This is a genomic window from Dactylosporangium sp. NPDC000521 (assembly GCF_042898305.1).
In the GTDB taxonomy this organism is placed as follows: domain Bacteria; phylum Actinomycetota; class Actinomycetes; order Mycobacteriales; family Micromonosporaceae; genus Dactylosporangium.
In genome coordinates this window covers 942,105-964,199 of record NZ_JBIAYW010000002.1, presented here as the reverse complement: position 1 = coordinate 964,199, position 22,095 = coordinate 942,105, and the positions used below count along the sequence as shown (strand labels likewise).

The window sequence follows — 22,095 nt, the reverse complement described above, 5'->3', positions numbered from 1 at the left end:
ATGTGCTTCACTCTTCCCCGGCGGCGTCGGCAACACCCGCGGCGACAAGGCCAACTTCGAGTCCCTGATCAACGACGTCACCACGAAACTCTTCGACCGCTACCCCGACGACACCGTCTTCCACCCCGGCCACGGCAAGGACTCCACCTTGGGTGCCGAGCGCCCTTCCCTCCCCGAGTGGCGCGCCAGAGGTTGGTAACCGGTCATCTCCACAACGCGTCGAGGGGCACGACCAACGCACCTTCTTCGTGAGTGAACGCAAGATCCCCGGTGTACAGCAACACTGCGGCGGCAAGCCGATTGCCGAGCCTGCTCCGCAGTGCCCGGATCCCGCGCAGATCCTCGCCGTGGACACGAGTGCCGGCCTTGATCTCGAAAGCGATGACGTCGCCGTCGTCGCTCTCGAGGACAAGGTCGACCTCGTCGCCGGACGCAGTCCGGAAATGACCTGCAGCGACCGGCGCATCCCACCAACTGAGCTGCTTGAGAATCTCGCCCACCGCGAACGTCTCGGTCAGATGGCCGTAGTCGGTCAGCACCGCCGGGTCGGCTCGTGAGATCTTCTCTGGATTCAGTCCGAGCAGCCAGGCCATCACGCCAGCATCAACCACATGCACCTTAGGCTGGCGTGCTACCCGGGAGCCCAAGGTCGTCCCCCAGGCCGGCAGGCGTTGCACCAGGAACACCGCTTCCAGCAATCGCAGGTAGTTCTCTGCGCTGCTCTTCTCCATCCCGACCGCCTGCGCCGTCGCCGCGATGTTCAACACCTGCCCAGACCCTGCGGCGAGCTGACTCAGCAGACGAGGAAGCATCTCGCGCTGCCGAACACGACTGAGCTCGATCACGTCGCGCTCAATGACGAGATCGAGATAATTGCTGTACCACCGCGAACGCGACCTTCCCGGAGGACGTCGCAACGCAACTGGCATGCCTCCAGATGTCACCCGCCGGGCGTACTCATCCCGGCTCGTCGAAGAGCGCTCGATCGAGTTGATGGACGCGCGGCCGGCCAGCAATCGATGGACGAACGGCTCCGCGTCATTGCCGTCGATCTCCATCTGAGCGAGGGGCAGCACATCGATGATGTCGACCCGTCCCGTCAACGATTGGCCCGCCTGCGGCAGCGTCGAATAGCGAGTCGATCCGGCCAGCACGAAGCGCCCTGAGCTCAGATCACGGTTGAGCTCTGCCTTGATCGCATCGAGGAGTTCTGGAACGTGCTGGAACTCGTCGATGAAGATCGGACCGGGCCCTTCCACGAATCGCCCGGGGTCGTTGCGGACCGCAGCCCGGGTGGCCGGGTCATCGCAGTCGATGACGGTCCGACCGAGCCGCCGAGCACACCCGGCAAGCAGAGTGCTCTTGCCGACTGTCCGCGGCCCGTTCAGAACTACGGTCGGCTCCTCACTCAAGCGATCGACGAGCACCGCCGCCAGGCGACGCTCGGCCAGGCCGGTGAGCGCAGCATCCATACCTGAGACTATGCCCTGATTCCGCATTCAAGCCAAATTTCTTCCGCATCTGCATGCATGCTACGTCCGCGTTTGCAGCGACGTGAGCAGCAGATGAGCACCCTCCGCTCGACTCCTCGTGCTACGTTTTGCTACTCTTACTACTTTGAACAACTCCCTTGGAGGCTACATGGCAACGATCACCGAGGTTCCCGCCGATGCCTACAACAAGGTTCGCCTTCTCGCGATCGCGTGGAATGTCACCGACGGCGAGGCGGTCGCACGCCTGGTTGAGCATTTCGCCAAGGCGTCCGGACCCACGAAGCCCAGTGCGGAAGGCTCGGACGACGATGTGGCGATCTACGCGATCTACGAAGCCACCAGGGTCGAGGCCGTCTACAACCGCAAGACGAAGTCCGTGACGATCACCTCCGGCAAACTCAGGGACAAGACGTACTCAAGCCCGAGTGGCGCCGCAGTCGCCGTCGTTGCGGCCTACAACCCCACGGTCAACCCGAACCGCAACGGCTGGTCATTCTGGACCCGGGCCGAGAATGGCGAAATCCTGCAGACCATTCGTTGAGCGCCCATTGCCGTCACCGCGATGTTGCCGTCCATTCCCCTCCAGAGCTCCCTGGCGGCGTCGGCAACACCAGACGGCGACAAGGCCAACTTCGAGTCCCTGATCAACGACGTCACCACGAAGCTCTTCGACCGCTACCCCGACGACACCGTCTTCCACCCCGGCCACGGCAAGAACTCCGCCCTTGGTGCCGAGCGCCCTTCCCTCCCCGAGTGGCGCGCCCGCGGCTGGTAGCTGATCAGCTGGTTCAAGAGGCCTTTCACGCCGACGGTGACGACCTCGACGCGACGTCCAGCCGGACACCCTTGCAGCGCAAGTTCAGCTGTCCGAAGCACAACGGCCGAGGCCCTCCAACGCACCACGGTCCACGCGACGGCGCCGAACGCCGCGCTGCTCACCGACGCCCCGGTGATCATCCTCCGCCGTCCGACCAGAAGAGGGCGGATGCGGCTCGTTCGGGGAAGCTGACATGAGGTGGCAGGAATGGGGGTCAGGATGGGGGCATGTCTGGATTTGCCACGCTCATCATGGTCAACATCGATTGCGACGAGCCGCCGGTGCTGGCGGAGTTCTACAGCGAGATGCTCGGGTGGGAGGTGACGCACACGCAGGCGGAGTACGCGATGATCAGCGACGGGTCCACGTCGTTCGGGTTCGGGCAGATCGGGAGCCACGAGAGGCCGACCTGGCCCGACGGGCCGGTGCCGAAGCAGTTCCACCTGGACTTCTACGTCGACGATCTCGCGGATGCCGAGGAGCGGGCGGTGAAGCTCGGGGCCACCCGGGCCGAGGTCCAGCCGGCGCCGGAGCGGTACCTGGTGCTCATCGACCCGGCGGGGCATCCGTTCTGCGCCTGCCTGCGCTCATAGCCGAGCTCAGCGGGTCAGGGTCGAGGACGAGACCGACGGGGGACGGGCGCCGAGGAAGTAGATGCCGGGGAAACCTTGCGTCTCGAAGCCGGCGCTCGGGTTCTTGCGCAGCGTGGAGCTCTCGATGGACATCGTGCCGGAGCGGTCGTTGCTGACGAAGAAGACGGCGCCGCCGCCCTCGTTGGCCTTGTTCTGCTCGACGAGGGTGCCGGCGAGGCGGACGGTGAACTGGTTGCCGTCGCAGTAGATGGCGCCGCCGCTGCCGCCGCCGGGGGTGCCGGGGCGGGAGGGGTTGGCGCCCTTGCCGACGGCGGAGTTGTAGGACAGGACGCTGTTGAGGACGACCCAGGACACGCCGATGCTGCTCAGGGCCCCGCCGTTCGCGCAGACGCCGCCCTGGCCGGCGGCGCCGCCGAAGGTGCTGCCCACGATGTAGACGGGCTGGTTGTGGTACTGGCTGAGCACCCGGATCGCGGCGCCGCCGAGGTCCGGGCCGGTCTGGTCGCAGCGGTTGCGGACGAAGCGCGCGTTGACGACCTTGAACCGGCCGCCGCGGACGAAGATCGCGCCGCCTCCGCCGCCCTCCGTGGTGTCGCCGGTGGAGTTGCCGTCGGCGAAGGTCAGGTTCTGCACGGTCAGCGACGGGTGGTCCTGGTCCTGGCAGTGCGAGGTGGTCCAGCCCTGGTTCTTGTCGCACGTGTTCATGTACAGGATGCGCCGCTTGCCCTCGCCGCTGAGGGTCACCTTGCCGCCGCCGTCGAGCACGATCTTCGCGCCCTGCACGTTCTTGATCTTCGCGGTGGCCTTCATCGTGATCGTGACGGGCTGCGGGCCGCAGTTGAACGTGATGATCCCGCCGGCGCCGACCGCCGACACGACCGCCTCGGACGTGCAGCTGCCGGGGGTGCCGTTGCCGATCACGCGGGTGGGCTTCGACGTGTCGGCGGCCCGGGCCTCCGCCGGAATCGCGGCGCGACCGCCGGGGTTGCCGTTCACCTGTGGCGGCGCCGCCGCAGCGGAGCTGCCGCTCGTCGTCGCGCTGGGCGCCGCCGGTACCGGCGACGCGACCGCCACTGGTGCACCACTTTCCGGAGCGGCCTGGGCCGGAGCGGCCTTGGGGGACGACCCGCCGCACCCGGCGAGGGCGAGAACGACCGTCGTCAGTGCCGCTGCCAGCGCGCGTCGTCGCATCCGGCGATCCTACTCAGCCGAGCCCGCGCTCCCAGTCCACGGCGGCGGCCTCCAGGGCCTGCGGGTCGAGGTCGAGCGTGACCGGGTAGTCGTAGGTGCGCATCCGCTCCTCGCCGAGCCAGGGCGGCGCCGCGGCCAGGGAGAACCCGACCGTGACCCGGGGCTGGAGGTGGTCGTGCTCCTCGAGCGTGAAGCTCAGGCCCGGCGCCGCGAACGCCAGCCGGTCCGGCAGCTCCAGCCGCCCCTTCGCGGCCAGCAGGAGCCACTGCCCGAGCGTCGCCGCCTCCGCCCCGGTCAGGCAGGCGTCGCGGAAGGTCCACGCCCGCCCGTCGCCGGCGTCGACGGCCCCCTCGACGACAAGCAGCTCGCCGGTGCGGTCCACCACGCCGAGCGCGACGGCGGCACCGCCGGGCGCCTCCAGCTTCACGACCAGAACCTCGACCTGAGCATGCGATCAGCATCGCAAAGCGCGGCGCGCCGGCGCACCGGACGTTCGGGCGGACCACGGGCCCGCTACGGTGGCGAAATGACGACGCGACCACGACTGGCGGAGCTGCTGGACATGGCGCCGCACCCGGAGGGCGGCTGGTTCCGCGAGACGTGGCGCTCGCCGGTGGTGTTCTCGCCGGAGGGGTACGACGGGCCGCGCAACGCGGCGACCGCGATCTACTTCCTGCTGCACCCGGGCGAGGAGTCGGCGTGGCACGTGGTCCGCTCCGACGAGCTGTGGTTCTGGCACTCGGGCGGCCCGCTGGCGCTGCGCCTCGGCGGCTCCGGCGACCAGCCCGGCGAGGGGCCGACCACGCTGCTGGGCGGTGACGTCGCGGCCGGGCAGCGCCCGCAGGTGCTGATCCCCGCCGGTGTCTGGCAGGCCGCCGCCCCGACCGGCACCGAGCCGGTCCTGGTCAGCTGCGTCGTCGCCCCGGGCTTCGACTTCGCCGATTTCCGCCTGTACGACAAGGCCTGACGCCCGCACGGCAAGGCCTGACGCCCGCACGGCAAGGCCTGACGCCCGCACGGCAAGGCCTGACGCCCGCACGGCAAGGCCTGACGCCCGCACGGCAAGGCTTGACGCCCGCACGGCAAGGCTTGACGCCCGCACGGCAAGGCCTGAGGCCTGCCGCGAGAAGGGCTGACGCCTGCCGCGAGAAGGGCTGACGCCTGCCGCGAGAAGGCGTGACGGTCCACATCGGACGGTCATGGTGTCCGATGTGGACCGTCCTGGCGTCAGGCGACCCGGCGGGCGAAGCTGAACGCGTAGATCGGCGAGAGCTTCACGCCGCCGCGTTCGGTGGAGGCGTGCACGATCCGGCCGCCGCCGACGTAGATGCCGACGTGCCCGGAGGCCGGGAACACCAGGTCGCCGGGGCGCAGCTCGCCGCGCCCGACCGGCCGGCCGACCCTGGCGAGCCCCCCGGTCTGGTGCGGCAGCGAGATGCCGATCCGCCGGAACGCGGCGGCGACGAGGCCCGAGCAGTCGAACCGGTCAGGGCCGGCCGACCCGAACCCGTAGCCCTTGCCGACCTGGGCGAGCGCGAACCCGACCACCCCGCCGGAGCTCCCGTCGCCGGCCGCCGGCGCCCAGGTGGAGGCCGCCGGCGCCCGCATGGCCGTCACCGGCGCCCGGGTGGCGGCCACCGTGGCCTTCGGGGCCCGCCGGGGTGCCGGCGGGCGCTGCCGCCCCGGTCCGGTGCGCGGCGCGGCCGACGTCCAGGCCCGCTGCGACGACCGGCTCACCGGTCGCTTCCGGGTGACCGCCCCCGCGACGGTCACCGTCTCGGCCCGCCCTGTCGCGGAAGGCCCGGCGGCGGTCTCAGCGGCGGCTCGAGCGGCGGCGGCCTGCTGGGCGAGCCGCGCCCGCTGGGCGTCCCGGCTCGCGGCACGCACCTCGCGGAGCTCGGCGCGGGCATCGGTCGTGCCGCCCTGGTAGTACCAGATGGACCTGACGCCGATCGGCGGCGTCGCCGTGCTGACCAGCGCGGCCGGCGACGTGCCGGCAGGGGCGCCGTGGGCCGGTGCGCTCCCGGCCACCCCGCACAGCACCACGCAGAGCGCGGTGCCGAGGTTGATGCGCAGTGCGCGTGCCGCCCTGTCGGGACGGCGTAACGGATGTGTGGACAGTGCGACTCCCCGCTCGGCCCGGGGCTCTCCTGCGCTCCCCGGCTGCCCCGCCGTCACAGAGTCGTCACGGCCGGGCGGCGCCTCCAGCGGTCGGAACCGCCGGAACGCGCGTGCCGGAAACCCGGGCAATGATGGTTGCCAGTGCCACATTCCCACAGATCACGAAGAAGTCCGGCATTTTGCGCAAATTGCCATTCGCACCGCTCGTACAGACGGGGAACAGCGCGAATCGATCAGGCTTCCGGCTCCGAGACGTCGGCGACCGCCGCCCCCAGCGCCTCGACCGCCGCCCCGGCGTCGACGGCGAGGGCCACGCCGTGGCGACCGGCGCCGAGGGTGATCTCCCGCCCGAGGATCCGCTCGTCGGCGATCACCGGCCACGCCGTCGACGAGCCGAACGGCGTGATCGTCCCGCGCTCGTAGCCGGTCGCGTCGCGGGCGGTCGCGGCGTCCGGCATCGACAGCCGGTTGACGCCGAGGAGGGCGCGCAGCTTCGGCCACGAGATGACCCGGTCGCCGGGCACGAGCACGAACCGGTAGTCCCCGTCGCCGACCCGCACCACGATCGTCTTGACGACGTCCGGCACCTCGACCCCGCGCGCCGCGGCGGCCTCGGCGAGGCTGCGCACCGGGCCGTGCTCGACGACCCGGAACGCGATCCCGCTGGCCGCCGCCGCCGCGAGGGCTGGATTCTCGGTCATGGTCGCCACGGTACCGCCGGGCTATGCCACCAGTGGGCGCACCCGCTCCGCCACGAACCGCATGAACCCCTCCGGGTCGGGGTCGTCGGGCGTCGGCTGGAGGACCACGGTGTCGGCGCCCGCGTCCGCCCACCGCGCGACGGCGTCGGCGACGGCGTGCGCGTCCCCGGCGACGGTCACGTCCTGCCCGTCGTGGTAGCCCCAGCGCACCCGCTCCGCGGCCATCCGCTCCGCCGCGTCGTCGCCGGTCGCGGTGTGCAGGTAGACGACGACGGGGTGCGGATCCGTGCGGCCCGCCGCCTGCCGCCCCTCGTCGATGCGCTGCCGCGCCGCCCGGACCGCTTCGACGCCGGTGCCGCCGGTGAGGATCGTGCCGTCGGCGAGCTCCCCGGCGAGCCGCAGTGTTTTCTGCCCGGTGGCTCCCACGTAGACGGGCGCGCCGGAAGGCGGCCAGTCGAGCGCGACGCCGTCGAGGTGGACGTACCGGCCGTCGACGGTGAGCCGCTCGCCGGCGAGCAGGCCCCGCAGCGCCGTCACGTACTCGCGCAGGAGCGTGATCGGCGACTCGGGGCGCGCGCCGACCTGCGCCATCCAGTCCTGCACGCCGTGCCCGACGCCGATGATCGCCCGGCCGGGGAACAGCCGGTGCAGCGTCGCCAGCTCCATCCCGGTCACCGCCACGTTGCGCAACGGCACCGGCAGCAGCCCCACCGCGACCCGCAGCCGCTCCGACCAGGCGAGCGCCGCCGCGGCGGTCGCGACCCCGCCCTCCAGGAAGCAGTCCTCCCACAACCACAGCTCTTCCAGGCCGCTCTCGTCGGCGGCACGGACCACGGACCGCAGCCGCTCCGGCGGAAGCTGCGGCACGAACACGGCACCCAGAGTCGTCATGCGGACAATGCTGCCAGGATCGCCCGCACCCTGGTCGCGCGACCGGCGGCGGTGCGCAGCTTCACGAGGTTGAGGATCAGCCCGTACCGCTCGGTCGCCGGCAACGCGTCGAACGCCGCCTTCGCCCGTTCGTCGCCGCTCAGCGCCTCGGCGAGGTCGGGTGGCACGGTGGCGTTGCGCTGCGACGGGTACGCCGCGGCCCACCGCCCGTCGGCCTGCGCCCTCGCGACCTCGGCCAGCCCGGCGGGCCGCATCCTGCCGGCCGCCGTCAACGCCTCGACCTTCGCCACGTTGACCTGTGACCAGGTGCTGCGCGGGCGGCGCGGCACGTACCGCTGCAGGAAATGCCGATCGTCGTAGCTCTTGCGCTGCCCGTCGATCCACCCGAAGCACAGCGCGAGGTCCAGGGCCTCCTGCACGGAGACGCTGGTGACGCCGCTGCCCTTCTTGCCGACGAGGATCCAGATCTCGTCTTCCTTGTCGTGGTACGACTCGAGCCAGCGCTCCAGTGCGGCCGTGTCGGCGAACAGGACCGGTGCCATCAGGCCATCTCCAGGTAGTGCCGGTTGTGCATGATCGCGACGATGTTGCCGAACGGGTCCGTGACCGCGGCCGTGACGAAGCCCGGCCCGCGCTCGGTGACCGGCTGCAGCGGCGCCGCCCCCAGTGCGAGCAGCCGTTGCAGGGTTCCTTCGAGGTCGTCGACGTGCCAGTACATGAACGCGCCCGCGGGCGTGCCGGTGTCGTGCGGCGCGTACCGGCTGTCGACGATGCCGAACTCGGCCTGCCGGTCGCCGATGCGGAACTCGGCGTAACCGGGCCGCTCGAAGTACGGCTCGACGCCGAACAGCCCCGCGTACCACCGCTTCGCGGCGTCATGGTCCTCGGCGAACACGTTCAGCGTCGCGAATCCCCGGAATGTCGTCATGTGAAGCACGCTATCGGGCATTGCGGAAAGGTACGTTCCGCAATGTCTGACAGACTTGGCCGATGTTGGAGACCTCGGCGCGGCTGCTGCGGCTGCTGTCGTTGCTGCAGAGCCGGCGGGACTGGTCCGGCGCGGCCCTCGCCGAGCGGCTCGCCGTCACCACCCGCACCGTGCGCAACGACATCGAGCGGCTGCGCAGCCTCGGGTACCGCATCGACTCCAGCACCGGGATCACCGGCGGCTACCGGCTCGGGGCGGGTGCCGCGACGCCGCCGCTGCTGCTCGACGACGAGGAGGCCGTCGCGGTCGCGGTCGGGCTGCGCGCGGCGGCCGCCGGGTCCGTCACCGGGCTGGAGGACCCGGCGCTGCGGGCGCTGATCAAGCTCGAGCAGACGCTGCCGCCGCGGCTGCGCCGCCGGGTCGACGCGCTGCGGTCCGCGACGGTCTCCGCGGCCGGCGGCGGGCCGACGGTCGACGCGTCGCTGCTCACCGCGCTCGCCGCGGCGACCCGGGACCACGAGCGGATCAGCTTCGACTACAAGGACCGGCGCCGCCGCGCGGAGCCGCACCGGCTCGTCTACACCGGGCGGCGCTGGTACCTGCTCGCGTGGGACCTCGACCGGGCGGACTGGCGCACGTTCCGGGCGGACCTGGTGGTGCTGCACGCGCCGACGGGCGTCCGGTTCGAGCCCCGCGACCCGCCGGGCGGCGACGCCGTCGCCCACGTGCTGCGAGGGGTGTCGTCGGCGGCGTGGCGGGTGCCGGCCCGGGTGCGGGTGCACGCGCCGATCGCGGCGGTGACGGCGCGCCTGGCGTCGACGGCCGGGGTGCTGACCCCGACCGGCGACGCCACCTGCGAGCTGGAGACCGGCGCCGACAAGCTCGTGGATCTGGCGGGGTTCCTGGGCACGATCGGCTTCCCCTTCACCGTGCTGGACCCGCCGGAGCTGCGCGACCTGCTCCGCGACCTCGCCGCCCGCTACCGAGCGGCGGTTTCATAGCCGCGCGGCGGTCAGTGCGGGGCAGTCGTGGAGCGTTCGATCAGGCGGGTCGGGAGGATCACGCGCCTGGCGGGGCCGTCGTCACCCTCCAGACGGGCGAGCAGCAGGCGCGCCGCGTGCCGGCCCATCTCCTCCGGGTCGTGCGCGACCACGGTCACCCCGAGCACGTCACCGAGGTCCAGTTCGTCGAACCCGATCAGCGCCTTGTCACGGCTGCCACTCGCGCGCAACGCCCGCAGCGCGCCGGTCGTGATCCGGTTGTTGGTGGTGAACACCGCCGTCGGCGCCGGGTCCCGGGCGAGCAGCGAGCGCACGGCGCGCTCCGCCTTGTCGACGTCGTGCGCGTCCTCCAGGAGGTAGTCGCGCCAGCCGGTGATCCCGGCGGCCTCCATCGCCTCCGCGAACCCCTCGACCCGGTCCTGGTGCGTGGTGAGCCGCGACAGGTCCCCGACGATGCCGATCCGCCGGTGCCCGCGCTCCAGCAGGTGCTCGGCGGCGCTCTTCGCCCCGCCCCGGTTGTCGAGGAGCACCGCGTCCGCGGTCAGGTCCACCGGCGGCCGGTCCACGAACACGAACGGGCTCCCGTGCCGCCGCTCAGCCGCCAGATGCCCGTGCTCCGCCATCGTCGAGACGACCACGAGCCCCCTGACCCTGCGCTCCAGCAACGAGTCCGTCAGCCGCCGCTCCCATTCCGGATTCTCGTCGGTGCTGGCGGTGATCAGCTGCAGCCCGTGCATGCGCAGCTCCCGCTCCAGCCCGCTGGCGAGCCGCGAGTAGAACGGGTTGGCCAGGTCCCCGCTCAGCAGCCCCACCAGCGTCGAGGTGTTGCCGCCGCGCCGCAGCTCCCGGGCCGTCCGGTTCAGCCGGTACCCCAGCTCGTCCGCGGCGTTCTGCACCCGCGCCTTGGTCTCGACGGCGACATACCCCTCGCCGCTCAACGCCCGCGACGCCGTCTTGACCGACACACCCGACAGTGCCGCCACCTGTGCGAGGCTCGGCCGGCTACTCATCGCTGGATTATGGCAGCCTTCCGCCTCCCGCTCGCACACCGTTGCCCCCGGACCTACCGTGACGGTCATGGCGCACGAGCTGTGGGCGAAGGGCGACGCCTACGAGGCGTACGTCGGCCGCTGGAGCCGCCCCGTCGCCGCCCGCTTCCTGACCTGGCTGGCCGTGCCTCCGGGCCGCCGCTGGCTCGACGTCGGCTGCGGCACCGGCGCCCTCACCGGCACCATCCTCGCCACCGCCACCCCCGCTGAGCTCACCGGCATCGACCCGTCGATCGCCTTCCTCACCACGGCCGGCTCCCGCCTCACACTCCTCCCAGCCGCATCGGGTCCGCCTTCCGCCGCCACGGGTCCCACCGGCGCGCGGACCGATCCAGGCACCGGCGCGGATTCGGCCGCCGCCTCGGGTCTCACCAGCGCGGGGACCGGTTCGGGCGCCGGCGCGGGCTTGTGCCCTGTCGGCGCTGGGGCGGGCTCGGGCGCTCGCGCGGATTCGGGGTCGGTCGTGGGCGCTGCGGGATCGCGGACGGGTCCGGAGGCGGCTTCGGGGGCTGCCCAGGGCGCCGGCCCGGACACTGGCCCAGGGGCGCGGTTCGTCGCAGGGGACGCCCGGGCGCTGCCGCTGCGAGACGCGGCCGTCGACGTCGTCGTGAGCGGCCTCGCCCTCAACTTCGTGCCGTCGCCCGCCGCGGCCGTCGCCGAGTTCGCCAGGGTGACGGCGCCCGGCGGGACCGTCGCGGCGTACGTCTGGGACTACGCCGACGGAATGGCCATGATGCGCTACTTCTGGGAAGCCGCCACGACGCTCGACCCGTCCGCCGCCGCGCTCGACGAGGGCCGCCGCATGTCCATCTGCTCCCCCGCCGCCCTCAGCGCCCTGTGGTCCGCCGCCGGCCTGACCGCCGTCACGACCCGCCCGATCGACACCACCGCGGTCTTCGCCGACTTCGACGATTACTGGACCCCGTTCCTCGGCGGCACCGGCCCGGCGCCCAGCTACGTCGCCTCCCTCCCCACCGACCACCGCGACGCCCTGCGCGACCTGCTCCGCACCCGCCTCCCCCGCGCCGCCGACGGTTCGATCCCGCTCCTGGCCCGCGCCCTGGCCATCCGCGGCACCACCATCTGACCCCCTGGCCCCGACAGTCTCACCTGCACCCAGCGCTGATCGCCGCCGCTTCCTCTCCCCCGATTTCGCACTGCGCCACCGGCTGGCAGAAGGCTCCACCGACGCGACGAATGCCACACCACAGGCGGTCCACTCCCCACCCGCGCCTTTACACACCCGCCCTCACAAGCCCATGGCGTCGCACTCCGCCCGCGCCCTCACAAACCCGCCCTCACACGCCCATGCGTCGCAGCACCCCAGACGCCCGCCGATGGTCGCTCTTCGCGGATGGCGGCGCGGCGGCTCGTACCGACGCCGCGAACGCCGCATCGAGGGCCGGTCAGGACGTGCGTAAGCGCCATTCGGTGAGCAGGGTGGTCTCCTGATCGGCGGTCAGGCGCTCAGACGGGGGCGGGAGCGGGTCGAGCAGGGCCGCCTCGTAGGTCTCGCGGATCGTCTGGCGCAGCGGCCGGGGGGCCAGGCCCGCCGCGAACGCCGCCGACGGGTCCGCGCTGTCCAGGGCCGCCTCGGCGTCGAACGGGTGCCACAGCGGCAGGCGCTCCTCGTCGATGCCGCGCGTGCGGAGGAAGTCGGCGTCGACCCAGGTCAGCGTCGTCCCGGGCGGCCCGACCTCGGCGAGCATCGCCTCCAGCAGCTGCTCGAACGAGAACGGCGGGGCGGGGCTGACCGCGTGGAACACGCCGCCACCGGGGCGGTCCAGCAGGCGGATCGTCCAGTCGGCCATGTCACGCGCGTCGATGACCTGGATCGCCGCGTCCCGCGGGCCGGGCGCGAGGACCTCGCCGCCGCGGGCGATCCGCTCGACCCACCACGTGAACCGCGACAGGTGGTCGTGCGGGCCCACCACGTACGTCGGCCTGATGATCACCGTCGAGGTGCCGAACCGCTCCTCGGCGACGCGCTCGCACGCCGCCTTCAGTGGCCCGTAGGTCTCGTTGGTGATCTCCTCCACGCTCGGGTCGTCGAGCTTGAGCAGCGGAGAGTCCTCGGCGAACCCCGGCCCCGCGGGCACGTCGTAGACCGACACGCTGGAGATGTACACGTAGCGCCCGCCGCGCTCCCCGAGCGCGTCGGCGAGCCCGTGTACCTGCCGCGGCAGGTATCCGCTCACATCGATCGTCGCGTCCCAGCCCTCATGCCCCGCGAAGAGCCCGTCGGGCAGCGCGTTGCGATCGGCGTGCAGATGGGTGGCCGCCGGGAACAGGTCGGCGCCGGTCTGCCCCCGGTGCAGGAGCGCGACGTCATGACCCGCCGCGAGCGCGGCCTCGGTGATGTGCCGCCCCACGAACCTGGTGCCCCCGACGATCAGGATCCGCATGCCCATCAGCTTAGTCGCGCATCCCGAGCCAATCCGCCACCATCACCGTGAGGTCGCACCCCGTGTACGTTCTGTCAACGTCCATGAACGGCAGGTCCAGGAGTCGTACCTGCCCGCCTCCGATCCACCGCACATGCCGCAGCGAGTCACCCGCAGAACCGTTCACCGAGCTCCTGTGATGTGAGCCGCCGCTCCTGCATGTGAGCCACCGCTCCTGTGTGCGAGCCGCCGCCGACCTGGAGGAGCCGGCGGCCACTGTGTCGAAGCTCAGCCGGCGAACTCGTCGCCCAGCTCTTGGATCTTCTCGGCGCCGGCGGCGCGCCGGAGCCACGTGTCGAGTTGCGCGTCCTCAGTGCAACCGGCGATGAGCGCACGGTGCTCATCCGTGACCGCCATGCCTCGGGTGCCCAACACCATCAGCAGAGCCTCGGCCTTTCCTGCGGCCTTGCCTTCGGCCCTTCCTTCCACTTTGCCCGAGTTATAGAAACCTTTGGCGAAGTCACTTCTGTACCGATGGCCCGTGGTGGTCATGAAATCCTCCAAGAGGCGCCGGGCTGCCGCCGGCAGCCCTGAAAGTACGAGCTCATAATACAGCCTGGCGTGGTCAAGATCGATTGCGTCGAAGGCGCGCAGCATGGCGCTGAAGAGGGGTTGAGGGTCCGGCCGGGCGCCATGAGCGAGAGCTGACAGGACCGTCAGCTCGGGGTGGCGCCGGGCGGAGTCGGCGTCGGTGACGACGGGCACCTGGGCGGGGCCGAGCGAAACCGGCGTCACGACGGAGCCCGGTGGCCCCATTGCGATCGGCGCCGCGGACCAGTCGGCGACGGATTGAAAGGGGCACAGCACCAGCAACGCGACCGGGCAGTGCAGCCGCGCATACAGCGTCGCGACGTACGCCGGCCAGCTGTACAGCTTGCGGTCATCCCTGCGGAGCTGGACCTCGATCACGACGGCGAGGACCGTCTCGCGCTCGTCGTTCAGGGTGACCACCGCGTCCGCCCGGTATTCGGTCGGAATCACGTCGGTGAGGTCACTCGGGGACAGTCGCGCCTCGATGAAGTCGGGCACTGGGACGTGCAGCTGGCCGTCGAGAATTTCGGCGGCCAGCACGGGTCTGACCCGGAACATCTCGATGAGGGTCTCGTGCAGTTGGGTCGGCATGCCGCGGGACTCTATCGAAAGATCTTACGTTCCGCTAATCAACTGGTCACACTGCGTATGGACCTGAGTGCCTGGGTCATGAAGGGCGGGGCATTGACGGGGACCAGCGGATGGGTTGGGTGCCGGTCGCGGTGAGGGCGGCGTTGATCCGGCTGAACGGGCGGCTGCCCAGGAAGCCGGTCGGGTTCATCGGGCTGGGGTGGCCCGCCCGCAGGACGACGTGGCGGTCGTTCGTCACGAGGTGGGCCTTGGCCTTGGCCGCCGCGCCCCAGAGGACGAACACGACGCGGTCGGTCTTGGCGTTCAGGGCCTGGATCGTGGCGTCGGTGATGTTCTCCCAGCCGCGGCCCTTGTGGGAGTTCGAGACGCCGGCGCGGACGGTCAGGACGGCGTTGAGGAGCATGACGCCCTGGCGGCACCACGGGGTGAGGTCGCCGGACGGGGGCGGGGTGACGCCCAGGTCGTCGCGCATCTCGCGGTACACGTTCTCCAGCGACGGCGGGACCCGGACGCCCGGCGGCACGCTGAAGCTCAGGCCGTGCGCCTGGCCCTGCTTGATGTACGGGTCCTGGCCGAGGATGAGCACCCGGGTCGACGCGAGCGGGCTCAGCCGGTACGCGGCGTAGATGTCCTGCTTCCGCGGGTACACCGGGCCCGCCTGGTACTCCGCGACGACGAACGACGACAGTGCCGCCACGGCGGCGGGGTCGACGTACGGCGTGACCGCCTCCCGCCAGTCGTCGGGCATGAAGTCCAGCAGGTACACAGGCTTCGTCGATGCGTTCATGGCGGGCAATCTATCGCCATGCCGCGAACAAGACACGAAGGCGTCAGGAGGGGGTCGGGGCGGACCAGTTGCGGCGGAGGGAGACCATGCGCAGGGCGAAGACGAGGACCGCGGCGAGGGCGATGCTCGCCGGGCGGTGCGCGTGCAGGGCGTCCAGGGCGGCGACCGAGACGCAGCCGAGCAGGCCGGCGACGGCGTAGATCTCGCGGCGCAGGACGGTGGGGATCTCGCCGGTGAGCAGGTCGCGGATGAGGCCGCCGCCGATGCCGGTGATCATGCCGATGATGCAGGCGCCGAGGGGTGGGATGCCGGTGTCGAGGGCCTTGAGGGTGCCGGTGACGGTGAAGAGGCCCAGGCCGGCGGCGTCGAGGACGAGGACGGTCCAGTACAGGCGGCTGACGGCCGGGTGCAGCCAGAACGTGGCCGCGGAGGTGACGGCGGCGACGGCCGCATAGCGCCAGTCGACGAAGGCGAACGGCTGCACGTTGACGAAGACGTCGCGCATGATGCCGCCGCCCAGGGCCGCCACGAAGCCGACGAACACGACGCCGAAGAGGTCCAGCCGTTTCGCGACGCCGGCGGTCGCGCCCGAGGCGGCGAACACGGCGATGCCGACGAGGTCGACGACGAGCAGCGGACTGAGCTCCGACACGGTTGTGCTCCAGCGGTACGGACAGCGAGAACGGGCGCGTGTGCCGGTCGGCACCGCGCCCGTTCTGTATACGGCACAGCAGATCAGATGTTGTTGATGACCGCCATGTTGGCCTCGTGCTGCATCGCCAGCATGTCGGAGACGGCCGCGGCGTCGTAGTAGCCGCCGGTGCTCGAGCCGGTGGCGGCGGCGGTGTCGTCGGTGTCGTCCGCGGCGCCGGAGACGGTGCCCTCGGCGGTGGTCATGCCGCCGCTGACGTCGCCGTCGAGGTTGCCGCCCGAGCCGTCGTAGTCGGCGTTGTCGTACTGGGCGATGTCGCCGTCCAGGTTGCCGCCCGAGCCGTCGTAGTCGGCGCCGCCGGTCACCTCGCCGGTCGTCAGGTCGGTGTACTCGTCGGTCAGGGCGTTGTAGGACTGCTCGTAGACGCCGTTGCCGTCCGCGTCGAGGGCGGCGAAGTCGGCCTGCCCGTCGCCGTCGAGGTCGCCGACGATGACGTTGGCGCCGTCCTCGGTCGTGTAGATGACCGCCTGGTCCTCGACGCCGTCACCGTCGAGGTCGGCGCTGAACGGGGAGTAGTCGTCGCTCATTATCTGGTGGCTCCTTCAGGTGCTGTTCGGGTGGATCGGTTCAAACGATCAGTGCAACGAGTAGGAACCGTACGAGCCGGCCGGCGCGCTTGACTCCCCTTTTGCTGCCAACCGGACAGCAGCGGAGATCACCTGGGACGGGTTTGCGTCACAGGGGCCACGGGGTATCCATCCGTCGATTCGAAGCAGACGAGTACGTCGGATAGATGGAGGCACTCCCGTGGGCAGAGGATCCGGTATCGGCGGGGTCATCCTCGTCATCTGGCTGATCATCGGTGTCATCGCGGCCGGGCAGCGCGGCTACTTCAACAGCGAGGACACGAACTGCGCGAAGACCGGCACGATCCTCGTGACGATCGTGGCCGGCCCGCTGAACTACGTCGGCGTCAACCCCAAGATCAACTGCGACCTGCCCGAACCCTCGAAGTAGCCGCACGGCAAGCCCTCCGCCTGGAGCCGGCAAACGCCGGCTCCAGTGCTGTCAAGCCGAAACCTACAGATCGTGGGTCTGGGACCGCTCGATCTCGGTGAACGCGGCCTGCAGGTACCGCGGAAACGACCGCCGCTGGAGCAGGTCGGCGAGCAGCAGCGGAGCGTGCCGCGCCAGGGCCTGCGGTGACGGGCGGCCCTCGCCGTCGTTGTCGTCCTGGACGCCGAGCGCGCCGACGAGCAGCACCACCATCACCTGCGGGTCGACCTCCTGCCACTCGGCCGCGGACCGCACCGCCCGCTCCAGTGCGGCGCGCACGTCGTCGCCGTCGAGCCCGTCGGGGTGCAGGTCCTCCAGCAGCGCGCGGACGACGACGCCGAGGACGAGCCCGGCCTGCTCCGGATCGAGGGCGGCGAGCTGCTCGACCGCCGCGTCGAACGCCTCCTTGTCGCGCGCCTGGGCGGCCTCGACGGCGGCGGAGGCGGCGGTCGCGATGGCCCGGGCCGGCGGCGGCAGGTGGCGCCAGCCTGACGGGGTGCGGGTGGTGTCCACACCGTCCGACCCTAGTGCCTGCACGATCGACCGCCGGCCGTGGACTCCTCCAGCCGGGAGCGACGGTGGCAGTGGCACAGGACACAGCCGGGACTGTCACGAACGGGCGGGCGGACCCGTCATCACACCATGACGCAACGAATGTCGCTCAGCGAGATCAACCCCGACGCGTACCAGGCGGTCCTCGGACTCGAGAAGTACATCCGGGCACACGTCGACCCGGCACTGCTCCACCTGCTCAAGCTCCGCGCGTCGATCCTGAACGGATGCTCCTTCTGCGTGGACATGCACACCACGGAGGCGCTCGCCGAGGGCGAGAGCAGCCGGAAGCTGTTCGCCGTCTCGGCGTGGCGGGAGGGCCCGTTCTTCGACGAGAAGGAGCGGGCCGCGCTCGACCTCACCGACCACGTCACCCGGTTGGGCGAGCACGGCGTCCCGGACGACGTGTGGGACACGGCCGTGCGGCACTACGGCACCCAGGGGGTGGCGGACCTTCTCATGGTCATTGCGACGATCAACGTGTGGAACCGCCTCGCCGTGTCGACCAGGACCCAGCCGCCGACGACGTGAGCGAGGAGTTCCTCGCGCACCGGCGGATGCTGCTCGGGCTGGCCTATCGCCTGCTCGGGACGCTGTACGACGCCGAGGACGTCCTCCAGGAGGCGTACCTGCGCTGGACGCGCGCCGACAGGTCCGATGTCGCCGAGCCGCGCCGCTACCTGACCAGGGTGGTGGCGCGGCTCGCCGTCGACGCGCTCCGGGCCCGGCAGGCGCGCCGGGAGGACTACATCGGCACCTGGCTGCCCGAGCCGCTCAGGACCGAGGACCACCAGCAGCACCTGATCGACACCGAGGACCTGTCGATGGCGATGCTGCACCTGATGGAGCGCCTGACCCCGCCGCAGCGGGCCGTCTACGTGCTGCGCAACGCGTTCGATCTGCCGTACGCCGAGATCGCCGGCATTCTCGACCGCACCGAGGACGACTGCCGCCAGCTGCACCGCCGGGCCGGCGCGGCGCTCGCCGGGCGGGCCAGGTTCAGCACCGACCCGGCCGAGCACGCGAGGCTCCTCGAAGGGTTCGTGGCCGCCGCCCGTACCGGCGACGTCGAACGCCTCGAAGCGCTCCTCCACGAGGACGTCGTGGCGTGGAACGACGGCGGCGGCAAGGTCCGCACCGGCCCCAACCCGATCCGCGGCCGGGCCAAGGTGGTGCGCTTCTTCGCCGCCGTGATGCGCAGGCACGACCCGAGCACCACCAGGACCGGCGTCAACGGCGGGGCTGCGCTGCTGGTCGAGGCCAACTACCGGTACACCATGTGCCTCTGCGTCGTCGACGGCAAGATCCACGACCTGTTCCGGGTCGCCAATCCCGCGAAGCTCTCAACCTTCGACGACCGGGGCCCGTACTAAGGGGTATGCGCGACTTCGACGACTTCGTCACGGCGGCGACCCAGCCGTTGCTCCGGCTCGGCTGGCTGCTGGCCGGCGACGCCGAGCAGGCGCAGGACCTCGCCCAGCAGACGCTCATCCGCACGTACGGCGCCTGGCACCGGGTCAGGCACGACGACGCGCTCAGCTACGCGCGACGGGTCATGGTCAACCTGCACACGGACTGGCTGCGCCGCCGGCCGTGGCGGGAGCAGGCGCGCGCCGAGGTGCCCGACCCCGGCGCGCACGACGGCGGGCACGGCGCCGTCGAGGACCGGGCCGCGCTCGTCGCGGCGCTGCAGTCGCTGACCCGGCGGGAGCGGGCCGCGATCGTGCTCCGCTACTACGTCGACCTGTCGGAGCAGCAGACGGCGCAGACCCTCGGCGTCAGCGTCGGCACGGTCAAGTCGGTCTGCTCGCGCGCCCTCGCCAAGCTGCGCACCAGCCCGGCGCTGCGCGGGGAAAGCCCCTTCGTCCGAACGGCTCAGGGAGAGCACGCATGAACACAGAGTTGGAGCTCGGCGACCGGCTCACCGACGCCGCCGCGGCCGCACCGAGCCAGCTGGGGGTCACCGTCGAGGAGCTGCGCCGCCGGGGCGCGCGGCGGCGGCGGACCCGGATCGCGGTCACGTCGTCGGCGGCCCTCCTCGTCGTCGCCGCAAGCACACTTGCCGGCTTTTCCGGCGTCGGTACGGGCAGCGCCGGCGACGAAGGCAGGGCCGCGGTCGGTGCGCCGCCGACGACCGCCCCGTCCGTCGAGCCGGTCCAGGGCGACGAGGCAGGCGACCCGGCGATCCAGCCGAGGACGACGATCGACACGGGCGAGGCCTTCGACGGCGGCACGCTGACGTTCTGGTTCGCGGTGCGCCAGGACGTGTTCCTGCAGGTGGTCGGCCAGCGCAAGGACGGCAGGCTCACCCTGCACGGTGTCACCAACGACCCCGACGTGACCGGCGCCGGCCCGGGCGACCCCGGCTTCCACGCCGGTTGGGAGTTCGGCAACGGGCAGGACCGGTTCCTCACCGGGTACGTCGTCGGCGACGTCGCCAAGGTGACCCTGACGGTCGACGGGACACCCCGCGAGGCGAAGACCGCCGCCTGGGCCGAGAACCCTGCGGTGCACGTCTGGTGGGTCCGGGCGCCCGAGCTCCCGGGCGCGCCGTACCAGCAGGCTCAGGTCCGCGACCTGACCGCCTTCGACGCGTCGGGCAGGGCCCTGGCCACGCTCAAGGAAGGCGGCGTCGGCGTCGGCTGACGCCGCTCCGGGCGGCAGGTCCGGGCGGCAGGTCCGGGCGGCAGGTCCGGGCGGCAGGTCCGGGCGGCAGGTCCGGGCGGCAGGTCCGGGCGGCAGGTCCGGGCGGCAGGGTTCAGCCGACCGTGCTGACTGCCGGCCTCGGCCGGGTGTCGACGACGAGGCTGAAGATGTCGGGCCGGTGGTAGTGGCCGGTCGGGTCGAAGAGCCGGCGGAGCTCGGTCACCCGCGACAGGTCGATCGTCGCGGTGAGGATCCCCTCCTGGTGCCGTAGCGGCCCGGCGACCACCTGCCCGTCGGGGTTGCAGATCACGCTGTTGCCGGGCTCGATCCAGTCGCCGTCGCCGGGCTCGGGAGCGGGTGCGATCCGTTCCCGGCCGGGCAGGCCGGGCGGGATCTGGTCGACCCGCAGACACGGGTTCACGCCCACGACCCAGACCCGGCCCTCGCGGGCGATGTGCCGCATGGTTGCCACCCAGCCGTCGCCGCGGGCGAGTGTCGGGGCCAGCCATACGTCCACGCCTTGCGCGTACTGGTGGAACCTGGCCAGGGGCATGTAGTTCTCCCAGCAGATGAGTCCGCCCAGCCGGCCGAGCGGCGTTGGCACGACGTCCAGCGTCGAGCCGTCTCCTTGGCCCCATACGGTGCGTTCGGATCCGGTGGGCATGAGCTTGCGGTGCTTGCGCAGCAGCCGGCCGTCAGCGCCGAAGTAGAGGACGGTGTTGTAGATGGTGGCGCCGTACGGCTCGCGCTCCTGTACGCCGACGACCAGGTGAACCCGGTGGCGTCGCGCGATCGTGCCGAGTGTCGCGGTCACCGGGCCGGGCACGATGACGGCTTGCTCGACGAGTCTCGCGTACCACGGGCCATCGCCGTCCCAGATCGGTCCGCTGTCGATCCACAGCGGCGTTCCGGGGATGAATGCCTCCGGAAGCACCACCAGCTCAGCGCCCAGCCCCGCGGCCTCGGCGACCAGCTCGGCCACGCGCGCCACGGTCGCGTCGCGGTCGAGCAGCACGTAGGCGGCTTGGACGGCGGCCACAGTGAAGGAGCCGTTCATCGTGACCCCGAGACGACGTGCAGCTCGCAGGGGCCGACGAAGCCACCCTCGGTCTCGTACTCCCGCAGCGCCGACTCGATGTCGGCCCAGATCCGCTCGCGTTCATCCTCCCCGACCCCCGACAGCATCTGGTGCAGCGCTCCGAAGGACTCGCGTTCGAAGCGCAGGCAGTCGGCGGCCGAGGGGAGCAGCAGCGGCGCGTCCATGGTCTCGACCCGCACGTCGCGGAACCCGGCGCCGGTCAGCGCGTCTCGCGCGGACGCCGGGTCGCTCAGGCTGAACGGCCCCGGCTGCCCGGGCAGGGGCGCGGCGAGCCCGGCACGGCTGCGGATCAGGGCGACCGGCACCGAGAAGAACGCGTTGCGCTCGGCGGCCGAGTAGACGATGGCGGCGAACCGGCCGCCCTCGCCCAGGCTGGACCGGATGCCGTGCAGGGCCCTGGCCCGGTCGGGGAAGTAGATGAGACCCAGCCTCGAGATCGCCGCGTCGAACTCCCCGGACCACCGGCTGCCGATCTCCTCCCCGTCGACCTCGCAGGTGGTGACCTGGCGCAGGCCGCTCTCGTCGGCGGCGCGCTGCGCGTAGGACAGGATGGCCGGTGAGACGTCGGTGACCACCACGCTGCCCGCCGGCCCGGTCCGCCGGGCCGCGGCCATCGACTGCCCGCCGGCTCCGCCGGCCACATCGAGCACGCGCGCGCCCCGACCGACGCCGGCGGCGTCGAGCATCGCCTCCGTGGCCGCGCCCAGCCACTGCTCCAGGGTCGGCCCCCAGCGATGCCAGGCCTCCGCGGCGTCCTCCCACTGTTGCCTTGTCGTCGCCTTGTAGGCGACCGCGTCGAACGTCATGGTTCCTCCTCAGGTCGGCAGCGCTGAGCTTCTGCGCCGTCAGTGTGGTCCCGGGCACCGCCCACCACATCCGTGGCCACCACGGATCCGGTCCCGGTGGTGTGGCCCCGTGATGGTCAGGGGCGGCCAGACGCGCGACACTGTGA

General features: G+C 71.7%; 27 protein-coding genes and 2 pseudogenes. 12 read left to right on the top strand and 17 right to left on the bottom strand.

Annotated elements, in window-relative coordinates:
* Nucleotides 1-7: 7 nt before the first annotated feature.
* Nucleotides 8-199 (top strand): annotated as a pseudogene (locus tag ACFY3L_RS10155) (MBL fold metallo-hydrolase); the annotation flags it as partial.
* 4 nt (nucleotides 200-203) lie between these two features.
* Here ACFY3L_RS10155 and ACFY3L_RS10150 read toward each other — a convergent pair.
* On the bottom strand, nucleotides 204-1,472 hold the full coding sequence (locus ACFY3L_RS10150) for an ATP-binding protein (RefSeq protein ID WP_389321030.1): 1,269 nt from the start codon (nucleotides 1,470-1,472) through the stop codon (nucleotides 204-206).
* Nucleotides 1,473-1,641: 169 nt separating this feature from the next.
* On the opposite strand from ACFY3L_RS10150, the gene ACFY3L_RS10145 reads away from it, so the two are divergent.
* From ACFY3L_RS10145 to ACFY3L_RS10135, 3 genes and pseudogenes are all read left to right on the top strand, one after another.
* On the top strand, nucleotides 1,642-2,034 hold the full coding sequence (locus ACFY3L_RS10145) for a hypothetical protein (protein WP_389321027.1): 393 nt from the start codon (nucleotides 1,642-1,644) through the stop codon (nucleotides 2,032-2,034).
* Nucleotides 2,035-2,084: 50 nt separating this feature from the next.
* Nucleotides 2,085-2,268 (top strand): annotated as a pseudogene (locus tag ACFY3L_RS10140) (MBL fold metallo-hydrolase); the annotation flags it as partial.
* Between the two features lie 269 nt (nucleotides 2,269-2,537).
* Nucleotides 2,538-2,903 (top strand): VOC family protein, encoded by a 366-nt coding sequence (locus tag ACFY3L_RS10135; protein WP_389321024.1) that lies wholly within the window; start codon nucleotides 2,538-2,540, stop codon nucleotides 2,901-2,903.
* A 6-nt stretch (nucleotides 2,904-2,909) separates the two neighbouring features.
* On the opposite strand, the gene ACFY3L_RS10130 is transcribed toward ACFY3L_RS10135, so the two are convergent.
* Entirely contained in the window at nucleotides 2,910-4,094 is a 1,185-nt protein-coding gene (locus ACFY3L_RS10130; protein WP_389321021.1) for a hypothetical protein, read from the bottom strand.
* 13 nt (nucleotides 4,095-4,107) lie between these two features.
* Nucleotides 4,108-4,521 carry a hypothetical protein gene (locus tag ACFY3L_RS10125; protein ID WP_389321019.1) on the bottom strand — a complete coding sequence of 138 codons (414 nt, stop codon included), beginning with the start codon at nucleotides 4,519-4,521 and terminating at the stop codon, nucleotides 4,108-4,110.
* Between the two features lie 99 nt (nucleotides 4,522-4,620).
* Between ACFY3L_RS10125 and ACFY3L_RS10120 the strand changes: the two genes are divergently transcribed.
* Nucleotides 4,621-5,061: a cupin domain-containing protein gene (locus ACFY3L_RS10120; protein ID WP_389321016.1), complete on the top strand. Its 441-nt coding sequence runs from the start codon at nucleotides 4,621-4,623 to the stop codon at nucleotides 5,059-5,061.
* A gap of 260 nt (nucleotides 5,062-5,321) precedes the next feature.
* Here ACFY3L_RS10120 and ACFY3L_RS10115 read toward each other — a convergent pair whose 3' ends face one another.
* From ACFY3L_RS10115 to ACFY3L_RS10095, 5 genes are all read right to left on the bottom strand, one after another.
* Nucleotides 5,322-6,125, bottom strand: a complete 804-nt coding sequence (locus ACFY3L_RS10115; protein ID WP_389321013.1) for a C40 family peptidase — start codon at nucleotides 6,123-6,125, stop codon at nucleotides 5,322-5,324.
* A gap of 323 nt (nucleotides 6,126-6,448) precedes the next feature.
* Nucleotides 6,449-6,916 carry an aminoacyl-tRNA deacylase gene (locus ACFY3L_RS10110; protein WP_389321010.1) on the bottom strand — a complete coding sequence of 156 codons (468 nt, stop codon included), beginning with the start codon at nucleotides 6,914-6,916 and terminating at the stop codon, nucleotides 6,449-6,451.
* Nucleotides 6,917-6,937: 21 nt separating this feature from the next.
* Entirely contained in the window at nucleotides 6,938-7,807 is an 870-nt protein-coding gene (locus tag ACFY3L_RS10105; RefSeq protein ID WP_389321007.1) for an LLM class flavin-dependent oxidoreductase, read from the bottom strand.
* The gene (locus tag ACFY3L_RS10100) at nucleotides 7,804-8,349 is read right to left on the bottom strand and encodes a YdeI family protein (RefSeq protein ID WP_389321004.1); all 546 of its coding nucleotides are present in this window, start codon (nucleotides 8,347-8,349) and stop codon (nucleotides 7,804-7,806) included. Before ACFY3L_RS10100 ends, ACFY3L_RS10105 begins: the two co-directional genes overlap by 4 nt.
* Nucleotides 8,349-8,735 (bottom strand): VOC family protein, encoded by a 387-nt coding sequence (locus ACFY3L_RS10095; protein WP_389321001.1) that lies wholly within the window; start codon nucleotides 8,733-8,735, stop codon nucleotides 8,349-8,351. Before ACFY3L_RS10095 ends, ACFY3L_RS10100 begins: the two co-directional genes overlap by 1 nt.
* A 62-nt stretch (nucleotides 8,736-8,797) precedes the next feature.
* Here ACFY3L_RS10095 and ACFY3L_RS10090 point away from each other — a divergent pair, with 62 nt between their 5' ends.
* Nucleotides 8,798-9,736, top strand: coding sequence for a helix-turn-helix transcriptional regulator (locus ACFY3L_RS10090; protein ID WP_389320998.1), 939 nt, complete (start codon nucleotides 8,798-8,800; stop codon nucleotides 9,734-9,736).
* 11 nt (nucleotides 9,737-9,747) lie between these two features.
* On the opposite strand, the gene ACFY3L_RS10085 is transcribed toward ACFY3L_RS10090, so the two are convergent.
* The gene (locus tag ACFY3L_RS10085) at nucleotides 9,748-10,746 is read right to left on the bottom strand and encodes a LacI family DNA-binding transcriptional regulator (protein ID WP_389320995.1); all 999 of its coding nucleotides are present in this window, start codon (nucleotides 10,744-10,746) and stop codon (nucleotides 9,748-9,750) included.
* A 67-nt stretch (nucleotides 10,747-10,813) separates the two neighbouring features.
* On the opposite strand from ACFY3L_RS10085, the gene ACFY3L_RS10080 reads away from it, so the two are divergent.
* Nucleotides 10,814-11,872 carry a class I SAM-dependent methyltransferase gene (locus tag ACFY3L_RS10080; protein WP_389320992.1) on the top strand — a complete coding sequence of 353 codons (1,059 nt, stop codon included), beginning with the start codon at nucleotides 10,814-10,816 and terminating at the stop codon, nucleotides 11,870-11,872.
* Between the two features lie 319 nt (nucleotides 11,873-12,191).
* Here ACFY3L_RS10080 and ACFY3L_RS10075 read toward each other — a convergent pair whose 3' ends face one another.
* The 5 genes from ACFY3L_RS10075 to ACFY3L_RS10055 form a co-directional block, all read right to left on the bottom strand.
* A complete protein-coding gene (locus tag ACFY3L_RS10075) occupies nucleotides 12,192-13,190 on the bottom strand; it encodes an NAD-dependent epimerase/dehydratase family protein (RefSeq protein WP_389320989.1) in 999 nt (332 codons plus the stop codon).
* A gap of 267 nt (nucleotides 13,191-13,457) precedes the next feature.
* A complete protein-coding gene (locus ACFY3L_RS10070) occupies nucleotides 13,458-14,351 on the bottom strand; it encodes a hypothetical protein (protein ID WP_389320986.1) in 894 nt (297 codons plus the stop codon).
* Nucleotides 14,352-14,427: 76 nt separating this feature from the next.
* On the bottom strand, nucleotides 14,428-15,138 hold the full coding sequence (locus tag ACFY3L_RS10065; RefSeq protein WP_389320983.1) for a uracil-DNA glycosylase: 711 nt from the start codon (nucleotides 15,136-15,138) through the stop codon (nucleotides 14,428-14,430).
* A gap of 43 nt (nucleotides 15,139-15,181) precedes the next feature.
* Nucleotides 15,182-15,790, bottom strand: a complete 609-nt coding sequence (locus ACFY3L_RS10060; RefSeq protein ID WP_389320980.1) for a trimeric intracellular cation channel family protein — start codon at nucleotides 15,788-15,790, stop codon at nucleotides 15,182-15,184.
* A gap of 83 nt (nucleotides 15,791-15,873) precedes the next feature.
* Nucleotides 15,874-16,377: a hypothetical protein gene (locus tag ACFY3L_RS10055; RefSeq protein ID WP_389320977.1), complete on the bottom strand. Its 504-nt coding sequence runs from the start codon at nucleotides 16,375-16,377 to the stop codon at nucleotides 15,874-15,876.
* A gap of 220 nt (nucleotides 16,378-16,597) precedes the next feature.
* Here ACFY3L_RS10055 and ACFY3L_RS10050 point away from each other — a divergent pair, with 220 nt between their 5' ends.
* Nucleotides 16,598-16,807, top strand: a complete 210-nt coding sequence (locus tag ACFY3L_RS10050; RefSeq protein ID WP_389320974.1) for a hypothetical protein — start codon at nucleotides 16,598-16,600, stop codon at nucleotides 16,805-16,807.
* A 63-nt stretch (nucleotides 16,808-16,870) separates the two neighbouring features.
* Here the strand turns inward: ACFY3L_RS10050 and ACFY3L_RS10045 are convergent, their stop codons facing one another.
* Entirely contained in the window at nucleotides 16,871-17,359 is a 489-nt protein-coding gene (locus ACFY3L_RS10045) for a hypothetical protein (protein ID WP_389320971.1), read from the bottom strand.
* 129 nt (nucleotides 17,360-17,488) lie between these two features.
* On the opposite strand from ACFY3L_RS10045, the gene ACFY3L_RS10040 reads away from it, so the two are divergent.
* From ACFY3L_RS10040 to ACFY3L_RS10025, 4 genes are read left to right on the top strand one after another with little or no spacing between them, the layout of a single operon-like run.
* The gene (locus ACFY3L_RS10040) at nucleotides 17,489-17,929 is read left to right on the top strand and encodes a carboxymuconolactone decarboxylase family protein (protein WP_389320968.1); all 441 of its coding nucleotides are present in this window, start codon (nucleotides 17,489-17,491) and stop codon (nucleotides 17,927-17,929) included.
* Nucleotides 17,881-18,771, top strand: a complete 891-nt coding sequence (gene sigJ, locus ACFY3L_RS10035) for an RNA polymerase sigma factor SigJ (protein ID WP_389320965.1) — start codon at nucleotides 17,881-17,883, stop codon at nucleotides 18,769-18,771. Before ACFY3L_RS10040 ends, sigJ begins: the two co-directional genes overlap by 49 nt.
* Nucleotides 18,772-18,776: 5 nt before the next feature.
* The gene (locus ACFY3L_RS10030) at nucleotides 18,777-19,292 is read left to right on the top strand and encodes a SigE family RNA polymerase sigma factor (protein WP_389320962.1); all 516 of its coding nucleotides are present in this window, start codon (nucleotides 18,777-18,779) and stop codon (nucleotides 19,290-19,292) included.
* On the top strand, nucleotides 19,289-20,044 hold the full coding sequence (locus tag ACFY3L_RS10025; protein WP_389320959.1) for a hypothetical protein: 756 nt from the start codon (nucleotides 19,289-19,291) through the stop codon (nucleotides 20,042-20,044). The genes ACFY3L_RS10030 and ACFY3L_RS10025 overlap by 4 nt, the downstream gene beginning before the upstream one ends.
* Before the next feature lie 112 nt (nucleotides 20,045-20,156).
* Here the strand turns inward: ACFY3L_RS10025 and ACFY3L_RS10020 are convergent, their stop codons facing one another.
* Entirely contained in the window at nucleotides 20,157-21,101 is a 945-nt protein-coding gene (locus ACFY3L_RS10020) for a carbon-nitrogen hydrolase family protein (RefSeq protein WP_389320956.1), read from the bottom strand.
* The gene (locus ACFY3L_RS10015) at nucleotides 21,098-21,949 is read right to left on the bottom strand and encodes a class I SAM-dependent methyltransferase (RefSeq protein ID WP_389320954.1); all 852 of its coding nucleotides are present in this window, start codon (nucleotides 21,947-21,949) and stop codon (nucleotides 21,098-21,100) included. Before ACFY3L_RS10015 ends, ACFY3L_RS10020 begins: the two co-directional genes overlap by 4 nt.
* Between the last annotated feature and the right edge of the window lie 146 nt (nucleotides 21,950-22,095).